Origin of the sequence: Enterococcus sp. 9E7_DIV0242 (genome assembly GCF_002140975.2) — a bacterium.
In the GTDB taxonomy this organism is placed as follows: Bacteria; Bacillota; Bacilli; order Lactobacillales; family Enterococcaceae; genus Enterococcus_L; species Enterococcus_L clewellii.
On record NZ_CP147247.1, the window covers coordinates 276,024 to 295,926 of the forward strand.

Sequence of the window (19,903 nt, forward strand, 5' to 3'; positions counted from 1 at the left end):
CTTCAAGCAATAAGGCGGAAATTCCGAAAATTGTCCCATAAATTTTTGTGAATTTTCGACTTATTGTCGAAAAAGCTGCTTCTGGAACACCGTTTATTCGGTTTAAAAGGTCTGAGGCATACTAATGTCTCAGACCCTTTGTATTATTTTGCTTCTTGCAAAATATTGATTTTTTCAATCTTGATATCTTCTGTTGGTTTATCACTTGCGTCTTTTTCAGCAGCTGCAATTTCGTCTACAACGTCCATTCCTTTGATGACTTGCCCAAAGACTGTGTGTGCACCATCTAAATGAGGTGTCCCACCGTTTTTATATGCATCAATGATATCTGCAGGATACTCATTTTTCAAAAGGCCGTCAGACATATCATCGGAGTTCTGAACGATGAAGAATTGACTGCCGTTTGTTCCTGGTCCGGCATTTGCCATTGATAGCGCACCACGTATATTATACAGTTGATTGCTGATTTCATCTTCAAACGGCTCGCCCCAAATACTTTCACCGCCTGTACCATTTCCTTCCGGATCGCCACCTTGAATCATGAAGTCATCGATGACACGATGGAAGACTAAGCCATCATAGTAGCCGTCTTTTGCATGCGTGATGAAGTTTTCCACTGTTTTTGGTGCAATTTCAGGGAATAGTTTGATTTCAATAGATCCTTTTGTTGTCACCATTTCAATCAAGTCTTCATTGTCAGCAACTTCTGTTGACAATTGAGGAAGCTCTAACGCGTTTAGGTCAACTGATTCTTTTGTTGTAGAACTTGAAGAATCTGCTGAGCTTGAAGATGAACTGTTTGTTTTTGAATTATCTCCACAAGCTGCAAGTAAAAGGACAGCAGCCGATAGTGCGAAAATTGATGTTCCGAATTTTTTTAGCTTCATATTAAATAGTTCGCTCCTTTGATTTAATCATCCTTGTCTATAATAACAAAACATTTGGCCAACTACCAGTCTATTTCTAACAAAAATAGAATTTGAAAGGTGTAGACCATTTTTTTTGGTTCTGCTATAATAAAGGCTGACATAGATTATCAATAAAGACGAAAACTTAGGAGGCAATACAAATGGGAAAATTAGGAATTTCTATTTATCCTGAACGCTCAACATTTGAAAAAGATAAGGCATATTTGGATTTAGCACACAAGTATGGATATAAGCGTGTGTTTACAAGCCTGCTTCAAATTGAAGATGACAAAGAAAAAGTTTTGGCGGAATTCAAGCAAGTTGTCGATTATGCAAACAGCCTGGGAATGGAAGTTATGGTAGATATCAACCCAGCCTTGTTCACACAATTAGATATCTCTTATGATGATTTATCATTTTTCCATAAGATGGGCGCTTATGGCGTTCGTTTAGATATTGGGTTCACTGGTAGTGAAGAAGCGAAAATGACAAGAAACCCATATGGTATCAAGATTGAAATCAACATGAGTACAGGAACAAGCTACGTAGATAATATTATGAGCTATTCTCCTAATACAAATAATCTGTTAGGTTCGCATAATTTTTATCCGCATCGCTATTCTGGCTTAGGCTATGACCATTTTGTCTATTGCTCCGAAAAGTTTAGAAAATATAACATCAATACAATGGCGTTTGTTACTTCTCAAACGGCTGATTTTGGTCCATGGCCGACATCTGACGGTCTTTGTTCTTTAGAAGACCATCGCGATCTGGAACTTGCTACACAGGTGAAACATCTTGTATTGACTGGTTTGATCGATGATGTGTTGATTGGAAATGCTTATGCATCTGAGGAAGAATTAAAAGCAATGGCTGACGCGTTTAATGCAGATTATCCAACCTTGAAGGTGGACGTAGAAGAAGGAATCACAGAAGATGAACGAATCTGTCTCTTTGACAACCTGCACAGCTATCGTGGCGATCGTTCTGATTACATGCTTCGCTCAACTATGACTCGAGTATACTACAAGGATAAAGAATTTCCGGCACACAACACACGCGACATGGTAAAAGGTGACGTGTTGATTGACAATGCTGGTTACGGTCAGTACAAAGGTGAAACACAAATTGCTTTGAAAGAAATGAAAAATGACGGACGCGTAAATGTTGTTGGTCGGATTTCAAAAGATGAATTATTCCTATTGAATTTCTTGCGTCCATGGTCAAATTTCAAATTGATCGAAAATAAATAAATCCGTTTTAAAAGAAGTTTGGCTCAAGAAGCCGACAAGTTTTCCTATGATTTATTTTGTGTTACCTATAGTGATCCGGCTGTTCAAGGCGTTTGACCAGCCGGATTTTTCTGCTCTTTTTATTGTTCTGTCTACTAGACTTGAGAAAATAAGACTTTTTTCGAGACAAGTGGTAAAATATACTGATGACACTGAATGGAGTGAGAGAAGATGGAAAAAGAACTGGCTGTTTTACTTTCCAAATTACAGGGAATTGCTCAAACTGGGAATGAATACGCAAAAGATCCTTATGATCTGGAACGCTACGAAGAACTCCGGCAGATCACCGGACAGTTGGTCAAGCTATTCTACGCTAATGTTCCCGATGAACAGCTCGCCATTTATCTGTCTGAAGATGACGGGTACGCAACACCTAAAGTAGATATTCGCGCAGTGATTTTTGATCAGCAGAATCGTTTGCTACTTGTACAAGAAAAAAGTGATTCCCACTGGGCTTTGCCAGGTGGTTGGGCGGATATCGGTTACTCACCAATGGAAATCGCTGAAAAAGAAACGTTTGAAGAAGCGGGGATTCAGGTCAAAGGGGATCGCTTGATTGCTGTCAGAGATAAAGCCAAGCACAATTATCCACCAGCATTGATTTATACATATAAGTTTTTTATCTCTTGTTTGTTTGTAAATGGAGAGTTGGAGACCGGACTGGAAACCTCCGATGTGCGTTTCTTTTCTAAGAAGGAGATTCAGACCCTTCCTCTTTCAAAAGAGCGAAATACGCTTGAAGATTTGGAGATGTTGTTTGAAGACCATGCTTCACCGAATAGAAAAGTAATGTGTGACTAAGTTTAATGTATAGGGGTTGACATAAAGGAAGATGTGGAAAAAAGTGATGATATGTGTCGTATTACTTATAGGCGTCGTATTGATCGGCGCAGGCTTGTATTTCTATAATTACGCAGTTGTTCCGTCGGAAAAATCATTTATCGCGGATGATACAGCTGGGACAAAGGTGACTGTTTCTCCAGAAGAAACATGGTTTAAAAATGAAGCTGCTCGTGAGACATGGTCGCTGACTTCAGAAGACGACTTGAAGCTAGAGGCCATCTACATACCTGCTGAAGGTAAGACTGACAAAAATGCTATTCTGGCACACGGCTATATGGGTTCAGCAGAGACAATGGGCAGATATGCGAAAATGTATCATGATTGGGGCTATAATGTCCTTGTACCGGATGCTCGTGGTCATGGTCAAAGTGAAGGTGATTCTATTGGCTTTGGCTGGCCGGAGCGCAAGGATTACCTCCAATGGATCAACAGGATTCTGTCTGAAAATGGGAAAGATAGTCAAATTACATTATTCGGAATCAGCATGGGAGCTGCGACGGTCATGATGACCAGCGGTGAAAAGCTGCCTGATAATGTCAAAGCCATTGTTGAAGACTGTGGCTATACCTCTGCAAAAGACGAGCTTGGGTATCAATTGAAGGAAATGTTCAATTTGCCGAAGTTTCCGCTTATTTACGTTACAAGCGGCATTACTAAAATAAGAGCAGGTTACTTTTTTGGAGAAGCTAGTGCGATAAAGCAATTGAAGAAAAATAAAACACCGATGCTATTTATTCACGGAAAAACCGATGACTTTGTGCCATTTTATATGCTGGATGAAGTCTATGAAGCAACGGATGCACCGAAAGAAAAATATGTGGTTGAAAATGCCAAGCACGGTGAAGCGTACAAGAAAGATCCGGAAATGTATGAAAAACAAGTGTCTGATTTTTTAGCTAATTACATCAAGTAGAAAAAGCAAAAGAGAGAAGAGAAAGATGACTCATGCCGATATTGAAGGACAAACATGCTGGGTTACTCGAAGTAGCTACCGAGTAATTTGTTAAGAACATGTCTGATTATAGGAGTGTTTTTATCTCTGTTTTACTGAATCTCTAACTTTGTCACAATTTTTAGATAGGAAATGAGGAGAAATGATGGACGAGGACATCAAAGAATATTTGCATTACTTACAAATAGAACGAGGTCTGTCCTTAAACACCAGAAAGAGCTACGAGAGAGACTTAGAAAAATATCTTCTTTTTTTAAAAGAAGGAAAAGTGACATCATGGGATTCGATCGACCGGTTTATGGTCATGGAATTTTTACAAAAGCTGCATGAAGAAAAAAGCTCATCGGCTTCTGTTATTCGATTGATCTCTACTTTAAGAGGCTTTCATCAGTTTTTGCGCCAAGAAAGAAAAGCGGAGCACGATCCGATGCAGCATATTGATTCTCCGAAGAAAGCGCAGAAGCTTCCTGATACACTTTCTGTTGAGGAGGTCACGTTACTCATTGAAACACCAGATATCTCTAAGCCGCTAGGGATCAGAAACCGAGCCATTCTTGAAGTGATGTATGCCACAGGATTACGAGTGAGTGAACTGATCGAGCTCAAAATGGTGGATCTTCATTTATCCATTGGATTACTTCAGACTATTGGGAAAGGAGACAAAGAGCGAATTATTCCGCTTGGGGATCATGCGATTTTTTGGATAGAAAAATATTTGAATGAGAGTCGACCGAATTTGGTCAAGGCTTCAGTGGACATCCCTCAGCTTTTTGTCAATCATCATGGTCGTTCGTTATCCAGACAGGGGATATGGAAAAATTTAAAACAGATCGTTCAAGAAGCGGGTATTCAGAAGAATATTACCCCACATACCCTAAGACATAGCTTTGCAACACATTTATTGGAAAATGGTGCAGATTTACGGATTGTACAGGAATTGTTGGGGCATGCAGATATTTCAACGACGCAAATCTATACACATATCACAAAAAAACGAATGGCAGATGTCTATAAAAAGCATTTTCCAAGAGCCTAGTAAAGGAATGAAAAACGATGCTAATACCTTATCGAAAGGAACAACAGAAGATTGCAGTTGGCTTACTTAGCTTTCATGATAAAATGGAAAAGTACCATTCACTGCTCAATGAGATCGATATGTATGAGCAGGAGGAGCGATTAACTTTGTTTTTCTGGGTTCCCGCTCAGGGAGAAAACATTCAAGGCCTGCTAGGTGTTGAGTACATAACAGAGACACAGCTTATTTTGCATGATATCAGTCTTAATCCATCCTATAGAGGCGAGGGGCTAGGGTTTCAATTGCTGGATGAATTAAGAGATAGCTATAGCGAGGTTGAGATCATCGGCACTTCGGCGACGAAGGAGTATTTGGATAAATGGTTACAATTGTAAAATTATTAAGTATAATGCATAAAATGAGCGATAAAGATTTTTAAGTAGAAAGTTGGAAGCACTTTGCAGGAGATCAATATAAAATTAGATGTATTTGAAGGTCCACTGGATCTGCTTCTTCATTTGATAAAAAAATTGGAGATAGATGTCTATGATATCCCTATTGCTGCTGTGACAGAGCAATATATGGGCTATATTCGAGCAATGCAATCGTTAGAGCTTGAGGTTGCAGGTGAATATTTAGTTATGGCGGCAACCTTGATGGCGATCAAGAGTAAAATGCTGTTACCAAAGCAAGAGTTGGAACTTGTTGATGATGAAGAGGTCGAGGGAGAAGATCCTCGAGAAGCTTTGGTTACACAGCTGTTGGAATACCGAAAATTCAAATATGCTGCGGGTCTTTTACATGAAAAAGAAGCGGAGCGCAGCTTGTATTATACAAAAGAACCGATGGATGTCGATGAGTATAGGGAAGAGCAACCACTACTTGAGCCAAATAAACTCAATACAATCGATCTATTTTTGGCGTTTCACTCTATGCTGGAAAAAAGGAAAAGCCGTCAGCCCGTAGAAACAACTGTAGCCGGTGAGGATATTTCGATAGAGATGAAGCTTGCGGAGCTCACAGATACAATCAGACAGTTAGAAAAGGACGAGCCGATTAAGCTAGAGGCCTTTTTCATCACGTACTCAAAGCAAGAAATCGTAACAACATTCATGGCTTTGCTTGAGTTAATGAAAAAACATCTGGTGCGTGTAGAACAGGAATGTAATTATGGATCGATCCTGCTTTATAACGATCAGGATGAGGAAACAACAAATGATTTGGAGGAAACACAGTGACCACAATGAGTCAAATTGAAGCAGTTCTTTTTGTCGTTGGTGATGAGGGCATAAGCTTGGAGGAAATTTCCTACTTGCTTGAGCTGCCAACAGCAAAAGCTTATGAGCTGTTGAATACATTGAAAAAACGCTATGAACAGGATGAACACTCTGCGTTGAATATTTTGGAAATCGGCAACCAGTTTGTTCTTTCAACAAAAAAAAACTTTGCTCCTTTATTGAAAAAATATGCGCAGTCTCCGATTGCAAATAATTTATCTCAGGCCGCATTAGAGACTTTATCGATCATTGCCTATAAGCAACCGATTTCAAGGGTTGAGGTAGATGAGATACGTGGTGTTCAATCGGCTGGTTCGATTCAAAAGTTAGCTGCGAAGCAATTGATCGAGGAAAAGGGCCGTGTTGATGGCCCTGGTCGAGCAATTTTATATGGAACCACAGATTATTTTATGGATTATTTTGGCTTGAAGGCGTTAGATGAGTTGCCTGATATCCATCAAATGGAAGAAGAAATCAACGAAGAACTTCCTTTGGATCTCTTTTTTGATCGGTACAAGGACAATGAATTGCTTGCATCACCAGAGGAAAAAAAAGAGCCTGAGGAGGAAGAATAAATGGAAAGACTGCAGAAAGTTATTGCACATGCAGGGGTGGCTTCGCGTCGTAAAGCGGAGGAGTACATCCAGCAAGGAAGAGTAAAAGTAAATGGTAAGGTATCGAAGGAACTGGGAACGAAGGTCAGCCGAAACGATTTGATTGAAGTAGATGATGTGCCGATTTATCAGGAAGAGTATGTATACTATCTATTTTACAAGCCAAAAGGAGTGATTTCTTCTGTTTCTGATGACAAAGGAAGAAAGGTCGTCACAGACTTTTTCCCTAGTGTTGTTGAACGAATTTATCCTGTTGGACGTTTAGATTATGATACTTCCGGTATTTTACTGTTGACGAATGACGGCGATTTTTCTCAGAAATTAACACACCCAAGTCATGAAGTGAATAAAGTTTATGTTGCAAAGGTCAAAGGTGTTCCGAAAAAACATGACTTACAGCCGCTGCGAAAAGGGGTAAGAGTCAATGGGTATAAGTCGGCACCGGCAGAATTTCAGATTCTATCAGTCGATTTGCAAACAGGAACTGGGATCGTCGAGTTGACGATTCATGAAGGAAAAAATCATCAGGTGAAAAACATGCTTCAAGCAGTGGGGTATCCGGTGCAGAAATTGAAGCGGGAACGTTTTGGCAACTTGACTTTACAGGGATTGAGACCAGGAGAGTATCGAAGTCTTAATAAAAAGGAAATCAGCAGTCTCTTAAATGAAGTGAAAGCATAAATTTCTAAAATACATTAAAAGAAGTGACTCGTCTTAATTTTTTATTACTTTGCAGTCGTAAAAGAGCTATTTAAATCAGTAATGAGCTTCATGAAAAAGAATCGCAGGATAGGGTCGTTCGGCCTCTTGCGATTTTTTTCATTAACCTCTTTATACAGTTTTTGTTTAGGAGAAGTGGAGCAATTGACCGTACTTTTAGAATACTTGCGGTGCTTCGCAGGTATTTTCGGGCGAATTGCTCTATGTTATATTCAATTGAATGATTTAGGAGGAGAATTATGAGCATCAATATTAGACTTGAAGAAGAAAAAGATCATCGGATCGTTGAAGAAGTCACGCGAGAAGCTTTTTGGAATTTGTACCTCCCTGGTGCTGAGGAACATTTCGTCGCTCATAACATCAGAACATCTCCTGATTTTATTCCGGAGCTGACTTTTGTTATTGAACTGGACGATAAAATCATTGGAAGTATTATGTATACACGGGCTAAGGTAATTGATACATCTGGTGGCGAGCTTCCGGTCATCTCTTTTGGGCCGGTTAGTATTCTTCCGGAATATCATAGACAGGGCTACGGTCGACTATTGATCGAACATTCAATCAATGAAGCGAAAAGGCTAGGGTTCAATGCGATTATTATTGGCGGCTACCCGTATCATTATCATCCTTATGGATTTATTGGTACGAAAAAATATGGGCTCTCTATGCCGGATGGAAAATTTTACACAGGAATCATGGCGCTACCTTTATACGAAGGAGCGTTGGATGGTATTAACGGCAGTATTCATTTTTCTGAATCTATGTATCCAGATGGTGCTGGTCTGGACGCGTTTGATCAAAGCTTCCCGCCAAAAGAAAAGAAGGTTGAGGCCAGCCATTTAGAATTTGAAAAAGCTGTCAGTGAAATCGATACAAATGATTATGAATAACTGGAGCATCACAGACTAAGGAATAAGCTAAAATACCCTACTGATCATTGGTCATACTATTGATAATTGCAGCGTATTTTCTTGTATTGGACTCAAAATGATTTGAGGACATTTGTTGTGATAGCTGTAACTATTGCTTTATGCGTGAAATGATGTATAATAGGGCTGTAACATAATTTAATAAAGGTTCGTCTTCAGGGGCAGGGTGAAATTCCCGACCGGTGGTTATAGTCCACGACCTACTTTTTAAAAGTAGCCGAATTGGTGTAATTCCAATACCGACAGTACAGTCTGGATAAAGAAGATAGGGCTTATTTGATTAGCTTTCTTTTTCAGATAAGATAACTCTAACTCTATTTTTCCCTGCAGAAAAATAGAGTTTTTTTCTGCAGTTATAGAGAGGGAATCTTACGGATTTAGGGCTTGTCCGTGATGAAAAACAGCTAATTCAAATGGTTCGTTTGAAGATGGATCCTTGTCAGGAGGATTTCATAATGAGAAACAGCAAGGTACAAAAAATGGTGGGAGTAGCGATGTTGGCTGCTCTGGGCGCAGCGTTACAATTTGTAGGATTTCCGTTATTACCGGCAGTCCCTTTTCTTAAGGTGGACTTTAGCGATATCCCAGTAATGATCAGTATGTTTTTATACGGACCATTTGCTGGAATTATCACTGCATTGATTCGTTCTACCCTACATCTGGTGCTGACTGGTCCATCACCACAAAACATGGTGGGCGATGTTGCCAGCTTTTTAGCAACAACGTTATTCACATTACCAATGTATTACTTTTTCAACAAGGGATCACACAAAACGAGAAACAAGGTTGCTGGAATTGTTACTGGAATTATAGCGATGACTGCTTTCATGAGTATTGCCAATTATTTCGTCATTACGCCGCTTTATCTTAGTTTGTATGGTGTAACTGCGCAATCATTCTTAGGTAGATCGATGGAAAGCTATATTGCAGTGGGGATCATTCCGTTTAACTTAATCAAAGGTGTTATCATCAGTACAGTGTTCATGCTGTTCTATGCGAAAATACTTCCTTGGTTGAGTAGAAAGCAATCAAGTGTGGGCAATACCCTAGCAAAATAAATAGTAATGAATTTGATAAAAAACTTCCTTAACCGTTTAACGGGAAAGGAAGTTTTTTTGTTATAACGGTTGACATTCCGGGCAATAATAAATCGTTCCACCAAGGTAACTTTCTTTTACGATATCTGTACCGCAAACCTTACAGCCGTGTTTATAGGTATTTTTTGAAAGGATTGTTTGATAGTCGCCGGCTTGGCCATAAATATTCTTTTCTGTGTCTCGACCCCCTAACTCCTTCATTTTGGTCAATGTCTGAATTGTCTGTTGGTAAAGCAAACGCAGCTCAGCTTCTTTAAGAGAGGCAATAGGTCTTTTGGGATGGAGGCCAGCCAGAAAGAAAATATCCTGCATACAGCCATTCCCAACACCGGGAATCCGCTGCTCTGTACCTAAGAAAGCTTTGACAGACATTCTTTTTGGATTTTCGGGAAGTAGTGAACCGAAATAGTCAAAATCAAAGCCTGCATCATAAGGCACTGGTTTTTCGGCAGAAGCCTGATAATACTTGTCTGTCGGGTGCTGTGAACCATGATAAAGTAACATGGCGCCATACATAGCCACGGAACAGGCTAGATAAGAGCCATCTGTAAACTGTAAGAGCAACTGATGCTTTTTAGGCAATTCTGCTTCGCTCTCAACATAATAAAAACGAATACCGTCTCTGAAAACAAGACGAAGCTGATTCTCACATTCCATCACGATATAGGCAGCTACAGGATAGATTGCTTTGATTTTTTGCCGTTCCAGAAGTACTGAATAATCGGTGTCTTCACTGAAAAAAGCAAATTTATGAGGGGAGCTTTGTCTTGAGAGAGAAGCAATTTCTTTTCCTTTCAACAAAGGATGGAGCTGTTCGGAAAAGGCGTATGTTTCTGGTAATTCTAACATTTTCTTACCTCCTGATTGTTTCACTTCTTTTTTTTAGTGTATCTGATAAAATAGGAAAAGACAATGTTTGGAGGAGAGTGCGGGTTTCAAATTTTCTAAAGAGCCTCTGGGTACCTTAATAGCAAATGATTGCACAAAAAATGCGTAGTTTTTTCTGTCTATTCTATTTAGGTATTTTTACAAGTATTGGTCAACAGCTCTTTGATACCGATGAATTGATTTTTATGGAGGTTGAGGAAATGATGTGGACAGTCAGATATGTTCAGATGGAAGACAAGAATTTCTGGTTTGAACGCGACCCTCATTTGTCTGAGCAGGTGTTCGAAAAGAAAGTAAAAGATCGCATGGGCTATGTGCTGCTAGAGAAGGATGTACCGGTCGGAATATTAAGATATAATCTTTTTTGGGATAATACGCCTTTTTGCACCATGTTGTTTATTGATTCGGAACATCAGCACAAGGGCTACGGCACAGCATTGATGGATTTTTGGGAAACGGAAATGGTGCAACAAGGATATGGCATGGTGATGACCTCAACACAGGTGGATGAAGAGGCACAGCATTTTTATAGGAAAATGGGTTACCAAGATGCAGGGAGCCTGCTTCTTACGATCCCTAAATACAAACAGCCAATGGAAATGTTTTTAGTCAAAGAAATCGGTGCGTTTTAGTCATGTTACTAAAGACTATTGGGTGAAACCGAAGAATATGATTGATAATGGGAGAGACAAACATAATTTAGGCAGTGTCTCGAAGGTGAAAGGATATGGAGAAATGAAGAAATGGCAAAAAATCAGTATATCAATAGGAGTTGCATTGCTTGTAATTCTATTAGCAGGCTTCTTTTACATAAAAAACAGTACTTATCAACCAACGGAAACAGCGGTTCAAGCTGCGACAGCTGCTGAAAAGGAACGTGATGTATTGTTCTTTGAAGGTGAAAAAGGGAAGCCAACGATTTTGTTTTATCAGGGGGCCCTGGTTGAGAACACTAGTTACAGTATTTGGGCCGAACAGGTAGCAGCAGCAGGTTTTAGTGTCTATTTATTGAAACAGCCATTAAATATGGCAATTTTGGGACAGAATAATGCGGAAAAAATAATTGACGACAAGAAGATCCACTCATATATTATTGGTGGTCACTCTCTTGGAGGCGTCATTGGTAGTCGTTTTGCTCATGAACATTTAGCGGATACGGGATTAAAGGGTGTTTTCTTTTTGGCTAGCTATCCAGATAAAAAAGGTGATTTATCCTCCTTTGATGGAGGTGTTTTATCAATTACAGCAGACAGTGATGATGTACTGAATGAAGAAAAATATACTGATGCCAAGGAATACCTTCCGGCAAATACGGTATTTGAAGAGATAACTGGTGGAAACCATGCGGGATTTGGCAGCTATGGGAAACAAAAAGGAGATGGCCAAGCGGAAATCACAAATGCCGAGCAGCAACAGCTAGTAGGAAATATGATTATTCGTTGGGCATCTCAGTTGGCAGACTAAAGGCTTTTTGCGAGCTCAATTGCATGAACCGGGCATTTGCGATAGGCTGTAGTAACTGTTTCAGCATTTTGGCTGTCGACAGTTATGGACAAGGCTTCCGGCTTATTTTTAAATAACACGATGCCTTCCTCTGTATAATCAAAAACATCTGGCGCATAGACTTGACAGAGTCCGCAGGCAATACATTTTTCGGGAATAATTTTACATTCCATAACGAGTAGCTCCTAATTTATATTATTTATGAAAGGGTCAGTTTATGAAGACGTTATTCATTTTATCGTTATTCCAGCAGGGTTACAAGATAAAAGTATCTACCCTCTATCATTTGTTGAAGGGAAAGCGAACGGTTTCCGTATTGATGAATGGGTTTCTTTTTGATAATCTCTCTTATTTCCATTTATTTCCTGAGCTGAATGAAAAAACATTCCATCAGCTATTACAGAAGCTGATCAAAAATGGCTTCATCAGTTTTGATCAAGAGAGCTTGGAGGCACAGATTACAGACAAAGGAACACAGTACTTACTTGAAAATGCTGAGATAATCAGGACCCATACCAAACATTTGAACGGGTACAGCTATGCAAAAACGGAGAATGACATGTGGCGTATGCTGCAATTTTTAGTTCAGGTCACCTCGCATTTATCCTATCAGAATAAGCAATATATTCCTTTAGAGGCTTCACCTTACTATCAATTGAAGATAAAACAGCTGCTGGTGACACTTGATAAAAATAGGGTGGGCCATTTAATGACTGAAGAGTGGCGCACGGTTTTAAGTCAGTTTCCTGAGAAAGAGGGAAATTTTATTGCCCAACAGTTTTCAGGGTATCGCCTGAATGGAAAAGCTGAGCAGCAGCTCTTACAAGAGTCATCTGCATTCCAACGATTACTGTATCGGAAAAACATCTACCATCAATTGTTCAGTTGTATTGAGCGCTTGCCTCAAGGAGCTGTGCTGTACGAGACAATCAAAAGCGATCTGGAAAAAAATAAAAATCAAAGTATGTTGCAGACAAAAGAATTATGGTTGGCAGGTCACTCGTTAAGTGAAATCACGCAATTGCGACAGATGAAACCAAGCACAGTGAACGATCATTTTTTGGAGTTGGCAATCAGCGAAAAGGACTTCTTGGGTGAACCGTTCATTCCACAAGAACAAGTAAACATCTTTCAAGAAATCAAGACACTTTGCCAAACTTGGCAGTATGCGGAGCTGAGACAACGATTTGAGATTGACTATTTTGCTTTTCGAATGTATCAAATTATGCAAATAAAGAAAGAACGTGAGTATTAGTATGGCATTGGAAGAATTACTGCATCGTTATTTTGGCTATTCGTCCTTTCGAGAAGGACAGCGCGAAATCATCGAGGCATTGCTGAATAAAGAAGATACGCTAGCTGTTTTACCCACAGGTACCGGGAAATCATTAACTTATCAATTAACAGGGAAAATATTGCCCCATACAGTATTGATTGTTTCACCACTATTATCATTGATGGAGGACCAGGTTAGGCAGTTGCAAAAGCTTGGAGAGCGTAGAGTTGTTGCGTTTAATAGCTTTTTATCCTATGATGAAAAGCAGTATATCCTTGCACAACTTCACAAGTATAAATTTATTTTTATCAGTCCGGAATCTTTGATGAAAAATGAGGTTTTAGAGAAGTTAAAAAATATGCCCCTCTCTCTTTTTGTGGTTGACGAAGCGCATTGTGTGTCACAATGGGGAGTGGATTTTAGACCGGAGTATGTTAAAATAAAAGACGTGTTGCAAAAATTGAATTTTCCGCTCACGTTGGCCTTGACTGCAACCGCATCGCAAAGTGTGCAGAATGAAATTAAGGACTATCTGTTCAAGGAACCGCTAGCCGTTCGTTCATTTATTTATTCGATCAACCGAAAGAACATTTCATTGATTGTTGAGAGAACGGATGAAAAAGAAGCACAGCTTTTTGAGTATTTAATCAAGCGAAACAAAAAGGGCATTGTGTATTGTACTGCCAGAAAAACAACAGAAATGCTGTCGCGAAAGTTGCAGGAGCAGACAAGCATTCGATCAGCGTTTTATCATGGTGGCTTAACGGCCAATGAGCGAAGTAAAATACAACAACAATTTATTGAAAATGAAATTGATCTTTTGTTTGCGACGAACGCATTTGGAATGGGTATTGATAAACCTGATATTCGTTTTGTGATTCATTATGACTGTCCGGCCAGCATGGAAAATTATGTTCAGGAGATAGGACGAGCAGGTAGAGATGGGCAGGCAGCAATTGCCTTATTACTGTATCAAAGTGGAGATGAAGCAATACATCGTTTTTTTAGAAATGAAGTAAAGGAAGAGCTGAGGACACTACAAAAGCTGTTAGAAGGTCACACAGAGTTTCCAACTGAGCTTCTTGAATCAATGAGCGATATCCAGCAAAAATGGCTGGAGGGTTATCTAAATGGCTCCTATACGCTTGAAGTCTTAAGTGAGCGATTGCGTAAAAAAGATCAGGAAAAATATTATCAGCTGGAACAGATGCTAGACTATATTTTCACAAAAGAATGTAGAAGAACATTTATCATGCACTATTTTTCTGAAACAGAAGAAAGTGAGAAGGTAACTCCTTGTTGTGATAATTGTGGTGCAGTACTATCAGCAACAGAAGCAGAGCAGAACATAGCTGGAAAAACAGTACATTCATGGCAGGAAATATTGATAAGATTATTTAAAGAAGAAAAATAATCTACTTTTTATCTCTGCACATAATAGCAAGCTATGTTATAATATCAAACGATACGATTTTAGGAGGAAAGACAGTGAGCAAAAGAGATAAAAATAAACCAACTGAGGCACGTGAACCTTGGGAACAATCCATTTATGATACTAAGGATGATGCCGGACACTCAAGAATCGAAAAACGACAATACAAAAAAGGAAACACAGTCTTTTTGACGATCCTGGTTATCTTATTATTATTGATCATTGCCTTACCTATAGGAACTTTTTGGTGGGTGGCAAGAGACAAACCTAGCGAGAATAAAGGTGGGACCACGACAACAACATCATCTGTCGTAGCATCATCTACAAAGGAAAGCTCAGCGCCTGCTTCATCTACGTCACAGGCACAGCCAGAATCTTCTGCAACAGAGGATCCGACACAGCCAGAGGGATCAGTAGAAGATCCGAATGCAACTCCGGAGGCAACTGAACCAGTTTATGCTGAGGTTCAAGCGGGTGAAGGATTTAGACAAGTGGCTGAAAGATATGGCGTAACAGTCGATCAAATTTTAGAATTGAATGGATTATCTGCTGATGCAGTGCTTCATCCAGGAGACTCACTACGAGTACAATAAGCTTAATAGGATAATGCAGGGCTGGGGTATCTAAAAATACCTCAGTCCTTAAAAATGGATAAAGAGCAATTTAAAGGCGCCGACAAGTGCTGACAGCCGAGGCGAGCAGTCAAAGAAGCGCGGAAGAAATCGGTGCGATTGCTCAAAAATGCTAAAAATGGAGAGTCGAAGAAGTTTTTTAATTTCTTCGAAAGAAAGTGGAGAGAAGAATGAAAAAGATAAGTATAGCGATTGACGGACCGGCTTCATCAGGGAAAAGTACGGTGGCCAAAATACTAGCAGAGAAGTTAAATTATATTTATTGTGATACAGGTGCGATGTACCGCGCTTTGACATATTTAGCAATCAGTAACAATACAAAGCTTGAAGATGGGGCTGCTCTTTGCGAACTACTTTCTAACTATGCCATCACATTTAAACAACAACCGGAAGGGCAATTGGTTTTTGTGGATGAAGAAGATGTGACTGAAGCGATCCGCCAGCAAGACGTAACGAATGCTGTGTCAATCGTTGCTGCACATGCTGAGGTTCGAAAGAAGCTAGTAGAGCTGCAGCAACAAATAGGCAAGCAAGGCGGCATTGTTATGGATGGCCGAGATATTGGAACAACAGTCTTGCCGGATGCAGAAGTAAAAATATTTTTAGTAGCGAGCGTGGAAGAACGGGCGGAACGACGTTATAAAGAGAATATTTCAAAGGGGATCGAAACAGATTTCGACACATTGAAAAAGGAAATTGAACGAAGAGACCATATCGATTCAACGCGCGAGGCTTCTCCACTTGTTCAGGCGGAAGATGCTGTTCGCATTGATACAACAGGGCTGTCGATTGTTGAGGTTGTCGAAGCGATTGAGGCGGTTATTTCAGAGAAGCTGTGATGGACTAAATAACAGCAAAGACCAGTTGATTTCGTTGTTATAGTACAGGGAAATGCTGCTCTTCGAATAAGAGAATAGCTAATAGAAATTTTGCAGATTAAATAAAATATAATATTTTAAGAGAAATCGCTTTATTTTTTGCTCGAAATCCCGTAATATTAAAGAAACAAGTCATTATTAACGAATTTTTGTTGGTGTATAGGAGGATAAGTGTTCATGACAGAAGAGAAGCAAGTAGAAAACAGCAATGTAACAATGGAAGATGCGTTAAACAGCTTTCAAGAAGTGAATGTTGGCGACATCGTTAGGGGAGAGGTTCTTGCAATCGAAGACAAGCAAGTCGTTGTCGGGATTGAAGGTGCTGGTGTTGAAGGTGTTGTACCAGCGAAAGAATTGTCTACTTCACAAGTCGAAGATATCAACGATTTCGTGAAACTACATGATGTTCTGGATTTAGTCGTAATCACATCAATCGGTAAAGACAAAGAAAACGGGAGTTACCTGTTGTCTAAACGCCGTTTAGATGCGAAAAAAGTTTGGGAAGATATCGAAAAGGATTTCCAAGCCGGCAAAATTATTGAAGCGCCAGTTACAAATGTTGTAAAAGGCGGGTTAGTTGTTGATGTTGGTGTCCGTGGATTCGTTCCTGCATCAATGGTCGAAGATCACTTTGTTGATGATTTCTCTGAATATAAAGGGAAAACAATGACATTTAAGATCATTGAGATCGAACCTTCTGAAAATCGTTTGATTTTATCTCATAAAGCGGTTGTAGAAGCCGAAAAAGAAGTGCATAAGAAAGAAATTCTTGCAGATTTACATGACGGCGACGTTGTGGAAGGAAAAGTCGCAAGATTGACTGATTTTGGTGCTTTTGTTGATTTAGGCGGTATCGACGGTCTAGTACACGTTTCTGAAATTGCACATCAGCATGTCGACAAACCTGGTGATGTACTGAGTGTTGGAGACGAGGTTAAAGTTAAGATTCTATCAATCAATCCAGACGAAGAACGTATTTCACTTTCTATTAAGGAAACTTTGCCTGGACCTTGGTCTGATATTGCAGAAAAAGCACCAGCTGGCGAAGTACTTGATGGAACAGTAAAACGTTTGACAAGCTTTGGTGCATTTGTCGAAGTCTTCCCAGGGGTAGAAGGACTTGTGCATATTTCTCAAATTTCTCATAAGCATATCGCGACGCCACATGAAGTTCTTCATGAAGGTGATGAGATCAAAGTCAAAGTTCTGGAAGTGAATGAAGCAGAACACCGCATTGCTTTAAGTATTAAAGCATTAGAGGCTAAACCTGAAGTTCAGGAACAACCAGAGGAAGAAACTGGATCATATGAAATGCCGGAAGAAAGCACAGGGTTTACAATGGGCGATATTCTTGGCGATCAACTAAAAGGTCAGGGATCTGACGAAGAGTAAAAGACAGTACGAGCTTGGGATGTAACTTCACAAATCCCAGGCTTTTTTTGTTTCATTTAAAAGAAAAAAGCAGTCAGAACATCAATTGTCCTGACTGCTTTTGTTGGTGCAATCACAAATTCTCATAGGAAGCTTCTTGATAAAATGTTAAAATGGAGCCATCGATCGTTGTTAATTGGGCGTATAAATTACCATCATAGGCTGTTTTTATGGTCATTGTTTCTTGATTGTTTTTGTTAACAAGAGCAACTAATTTTTCCAGTTTGGTTGTTGGAATGATTGATATAACCTCTTGACGAGGCTCTCCCGGTAAAATATGAAGTTTTATTTTGGGCTGTATGTTTGTTGTATTCGCGAACTGTTGGTATGGAACTGTATAGGCTACGGCATAGGAAATGGTCTGTGTATCATCTGATAATTCAACTTTTGTCAACCAACCCAAAATTTTACTAAACCAAGTCAGTGTTTTTTTGATATCATTAGAGTAGTAGACACACTCCATGCCCAAAGAAAGTGGGCCGTCAGGAATAAACTGTGTATCGATTTGCGAATAAATCATAATGGTCCTCCTTTGCTCTTGATATATAAGTAATTATAAGGAATAAACCATTATTTTTCAAATAAGGAGAAAAAATTCACTTTTTTTAAAAAAAGATTAAAGATGTTGATTACTCAATGCTTCTATAAAATAATCCTTGTGAATTATCAAAAGAGTGAAAATTATTTTCGAAAGTTGGTAAAAAATGATTTATGAGACAATGTTAAATAAGAATCAACAAGAAAAGATTGAGGTCTATGCCTTACTAATTTCTTTACCGGAAGGAACCTATAGTAAAAATGGACTTGTCGGGGAATTTTCTTTTTCCTACAATCGACTTTGTGCAATCCTGGAAGAAATTCACCAGGATATAAAGGAGCTTACGCAGCAAGAAAGAGGGATTTTAATTGACGGTAAAGTCGATAAAACGCCATGCTGGATCATCTTAGACCACTATGTCACTCATGTTTTAAAAAATAGTATCAGTTATAAATTTTTAATGGCTCTTCTATCGGAAGAAGAAAAGAATATCGAAGCTTTTTGCGTAAAACATGATGTGAGTGAATCGTATACCAGAAGAAATATCAAAAAAATGGTTGCGTACCTAGCAAATTTCAATATACATGTCACTATTTCTTCAATTCAAATGACTGGAGATGAACGACTGATTCGTATTATATTCACCTATTTTATTTGGAATTGTACATTTGGTGATGAATTTAGAGACAGCTTTTGTTCCATTCAGGAACTAGCTCAGGCTTTTGATCCTATATTGAAGCTTCCACCGAAGACGAGTGACTCTTACAGGTATAGTGATCAGCTACGCCAAATTCATGCAGAAATTATGTATAGAAGGCTGAATATGGGGCACACGATGGTGGATTCAGAGGAGTATGACATTTTAATCGAAGGAAATTATACGAATTGTTATCAGCCATTACAAGAACTATTTAGCATGACAGAAGAAACAGCTAAAATAGAAGCGCGTTTTTTGGCTTTTCTTGCTTTTTATGGACCTACCTATTCTTTTGAAGAGGACCCACTATTTGATGTTCCAAGAGAAGAGTTGCAGCTGCGTTCCAATAAGATGTTTCAATTTTTTGCTGAGTTCAATAAAAAAGTTTTGCATCCGCTTCTTGAGAACTACTCGAATGCAGGTCGAGTAACATTACTTGAAGCAAATTTAGTGAATATTCTTTTTGATTATATGATTTTTAAACAGAGAATTCCGTTTTTCAGCTTGATGCAACGTGAGGATATAGAGGAAGATGAAATCATTTTCCCAATCATTTACAATCGAATTTACGACTTCTTTGAAAGTTACCCATTTAGCACGAGTTGGCAAACTGAATGCTTGGACGATATGAGCTTAATTATGACGCATTTAATTTTACCAACACTTAAAGAACACCAAAAAAGTATTAAATTGAATGTTGCTATCCTTTCAGAAGATAACTATGTTTATATCAATAATGTCAAGAGTATGCTTGCAGACTTCACCTTTGTGGAGATGATTCCTTTTACACAGGATAATTGCAAAAAAATTGATCTGTTGGTTTATCCATCCAAGCTTTTCCATATGAAGGATGAAAAAATCCAAACTTTGACCCTTTCGTTGACGTCATTGAGAGATGATTTTTATGGTGTATATACTACGATGAAAACCGTTTATGAGGAAAAATTACAAAGGTATTTTCTGAGAATTTTGGAGGAATAA

22 protein-coding genes and 1 riboswitch are annotated in these 19,903 nt (G+C 39.0%); of the genes, 18 read left to right on the forward strand and 4 right to left on the reverse strand.

The genetic code is table 11. The features are described 5' to 3' along the window. Positions 1 to 143: 143 nt before the first annotated feature. Positions 144 to 887, reverse strand: a complete 744-nt coding sequence (locus A5888_RS01360) for a peptidylprolyl isomerase (RefSeq protein WP_086347489.1) — start codon at positions 885 to 887, stop codon at positions 144 to 146. Between the two features lie 182 nt (positions 888 to 1,069). Between A5888_RS01360 and A5888_RS01365 the strand changes: the two genes are divergently transcribed. The 10 genes from A5888_RS01365 (at position 1,070) to A5888_RS01410 (ending at position 9,608) form a co-directional block, all read left to right on the forward strand. Next, positions 1,070 to 2,161: a DUF871 domain-containing protein gene (locus A5888_RS01365; RefSeq protein ID WP_086347490.1), complete on the forward strand. Its 1,092-nt coding sequence runs from the start codon at positions 1,070 to 1,072 to the stop codon at positions 2,159 to 2,161. A 210-nt stretch (positions 2,162 to 2,371) separates the two neighbouring features. Continuing rightward, positions 2,372 to 3,001, forward strand: coding sequence for an NUDIX hydrolase N-terminal domain-containing protein (locus tag A5888_RS01370; protein ID WP_086347491.1), 630 nt, complete (start codon positions 2,372 to 2,374; stop codon positions 2,999 to 3,001). A 31-nt stretch (positions 3,002 to 3,032) separates the two neighbouring features. Next, positions 3,033 to 3,956, forward strand: a complete 924-nt coding sequence (locus A5888_RS01375) for an alpha/beta hydrolase (RefSeq protein WP_086347492.1) — start codon at positions 3,033 to 3,035, stop codon at positions 3,954 to 3,956. A gap of 184 nt (positions 3,957 to 4,140) precedes the next feature. Beyond that, positions 4,141 to 5,031, forward strand: coding sequence for a site-specific tyrosine recombinase XerD (gene xerD, locus A5888_RS01380; protein ID WP_086347493.1), 891 nt, complete (start codon positions 4,141 to 4,143; stop codon positions 5,029 to 5,031). 17 nt (positions 5,032 to 5,048) lie between these two features. Then, a complete protein-coding gene (locus A5888_RS01385) occupies positions 5,049 to 5,405 on the forward strand; it encodes a GNAT family N-acetyltransferase (RefSeq protein WP_086347494.1) in 357 nt (118 codons plus the stop codon). 63 nt (positions 5,406 to 5,468) lie between these two features. Next, on the forward strand, positions 5,469 to 6,248 hold the full coding sequence (locus A5888_RS01390; protein WP_086347495.1) for a segregation/condensation protein A: 780 nt from the start codon (positions 5,469 to 5,471) through the stop codon (positions 6,246 to 6,248). Further along, positions 6,245 to 6,862 carry an SMC-Scp complex subunit ScpB gene (gene scpB, locus A5888_RS01395; RefSeq protein ID WP_086347496.1) on the forward strand — a complete coding sequence of 206 codons (618 nt, stop codon included), beginning with the start codon at positions 6,245 to 6,247 and terminating at the stop codon, positions 6,860 to 6,862. Before A5888_RS01390 ends, scpB begins: the two co-directional genes overlap by 4 nt. Beyond that, positions 6,863 to 7,582, forward strand: coding sequence for a pseudouridine synthase (locus A5888_RS01400; protein WP_086347497.1), 720 nt, complete (start codon positions 6,863 to 6,865; stop codon positions 7,580 to 7,582). A 278-nt stretch (positions 7,583 to 7,860) separates the two neighbouring features. Next, complete coding sequence (locus tag A5888_RS01405; RefSeq protein WP_086347498.1) at positions 7,861 to 8,511, forward strand: GNAT family N-acetyltransferase; 651 nt, start codon at positions 7,861 to 7,863, stop codon at positions 8,509 to 8,511. Between the two features lie 186 nt (positions 8,512 to 8,697). After that, a riboswitch (FMN riboswitch) is annotated at positions 8,698 to 8,821 on the forward strand. A 184-nt stretch (positions 8,822 to 9,005) separates the two neighbouring features. Beyond that, complete coding sequence (locus A5888_RS01410) at positions 9,006 to 9,608, forward strand: ECF transporter S component (protein WP_086347499.1); 603 nt, start codon at positions 9,006 to 9,008, stop codon at positions 9,606 to 9,608. 60 nt (positions 9,609 to 9,668) lie between these two features. On the opposite strand, the gene A5888_RS01415 is transcribed toward A5888_RS01410, so the two are convergent. Then, the gene (locus A5888_RS01415; protein WP_086347500.1) at positions 9,669 to 10,496 is read right to left on the reverse strand and encodes a DNA-formamidopyrimidine glycosylase family protein; all 828 of its coding nucleotides are present in this window, start codon (positions 10,494 to 10,496) and stop codon (positions 9,669 to 9,671) included. A gap of 242 nt (positions 10,497 to 10,738) precedes the next feature. Between A5888_RS01415 and A5888_RS01420 the strand changes: the two genes are divergently transcribed. Beyond that, positions 10,739 to 11,167, forward strand: coding sequence for a GNAT family N-acetyltransferase (locus tag A5888_RS01420; protein ID WP_086348326.1), 429 nt, complete (start codon positions 10,739 to 10,741; stop codon positions 11,165 to 11,167). A 103-nt stretch (positions 11,168 to 11,270) separates the two neighbouring features. Then, positions 11,271 to 11,999, forward strand: coding sequence for an alpha/beta hydrolase (locus tag A5888_RS01425; RefSeq protein ID WP_086348327.1), 729 nt, complete (start codon positions 11,271 to 11,273; stop codon positions 11,997 to 11,999). On the opposite strand, the gene A5888_RS01430 is transcribed toward A5888_RS01425, so the two are convergent. After that, a complete protein-coding gene (locus A5888_RS01430; protein ID WP_086347501.1) occupies positions 11,996 to 12,211 on the reverse strand; it encodes a ferredoxin in 216 nt (71 codons plus the stop codon). The genes A5888_RS01425 and A5888_RS01430 overlap by 4 nt on opposite strands. 44 nt (positions 12,212 to 12,255) lie before the next feature. On the opposite strand from A5888_RS01430, the gene A5888_RS01435 reads away from it, so the two are divergent. From A5888_RS01435 to rpsA, 5 genes are all read left to right on the forward strand, one after another. Beyond that, positions 12,256 to 13,293, forward strand: coding sequence for a helix-turn-helix domain-containing protein (locus A5888_RS01435; protein ID WP_086347502.1), 1,038 nt, complete (start codon positions 12,256 to 12,258; stop codon positions 13,291 to 13,293). Position 13,294: 1 nt separating this feature from the next. After that, positions 13,295 to 14,728 carry a RecQ family ATP-dependent DNA helicase gene (locus A5888_RS01440; protein ID WP_086347503.1) on the forward strand — a complete coding sequence of 478 codons (1,434 nt, stop codon included), beginning with the start codon at positions 13,295 to 13,297 and terminating at the stop codon, positions 14,726 to 14,728. 74 nt (positions 14,729 to 14,802) lie between these two features. Continuing rightward, entirely contained in the window at positions 14,803 to 15,339 is a 537-nt protein-coding gene (locus A5888_RS01445; RefSeq protein WP_086351190.1) for an SAG1386/EF1546 family surface-associated protein, read from the forward strand. 209 nt (positions 15,340 to 15,548) lie between these two features. Continuing rightward, complete coding sequence (gene cmk, locus A5888_RS01450) at positions 15,549 to 16,217, forward strand: (d)CMP kinase (RefSeq protein ID WP_086351189.1); 669 nt, start codon at positions 15,549 to 15,551, stop codon at positions 16,215 to 16,217. A 216-nt stretch (positions 16,218 to 16,433) separates the two neighbouring features. Then, positions 16,434 to 17,648: a 30S ribosomal protein S1 gene (rpsA, locus tag A5888_RS01455; RefSeq protein ID WP_086347505.1), complete on the forward strand. Its 1,215-nt coding sequence runs from the start codon at positions 16,434 to 16,436 to the stop codon at positions 17,646 to 17,648. A 112-nt stretch (positions 17,649 to 17,760) separates the two neighbouring features. On the opposite strand, the gene A5888_RS01460 is transcribed toward rpsA, so the two are convergent. After that, positions 17,761 to 18,207, reverse strand: a complete 447-nt coding sequence (locus A5888_RS01460; RefSeq protein ID WP_086347506.1) for a hypothetical protein — start codon at positions 18,205 to 18,207, stop codon at positions 17,761 to 17,763. 184 nt (positions 18,208 to 18,391) lie between these two features. On the opposite strand from A5888_RS01460, the gene A5888_RS01465 reads away from it, so the two are divergent. Next, complete coding sequence (locus tag A5888_RS01465; RefSeq protein WP_339101867.1) at positions 18,392 to 19,903, forward strand: helix-turn-helix domain-containing protein; 1,512 nt, start codon at positions 18,392 to 18,394, stop codon at positions 19,901 to 19,903.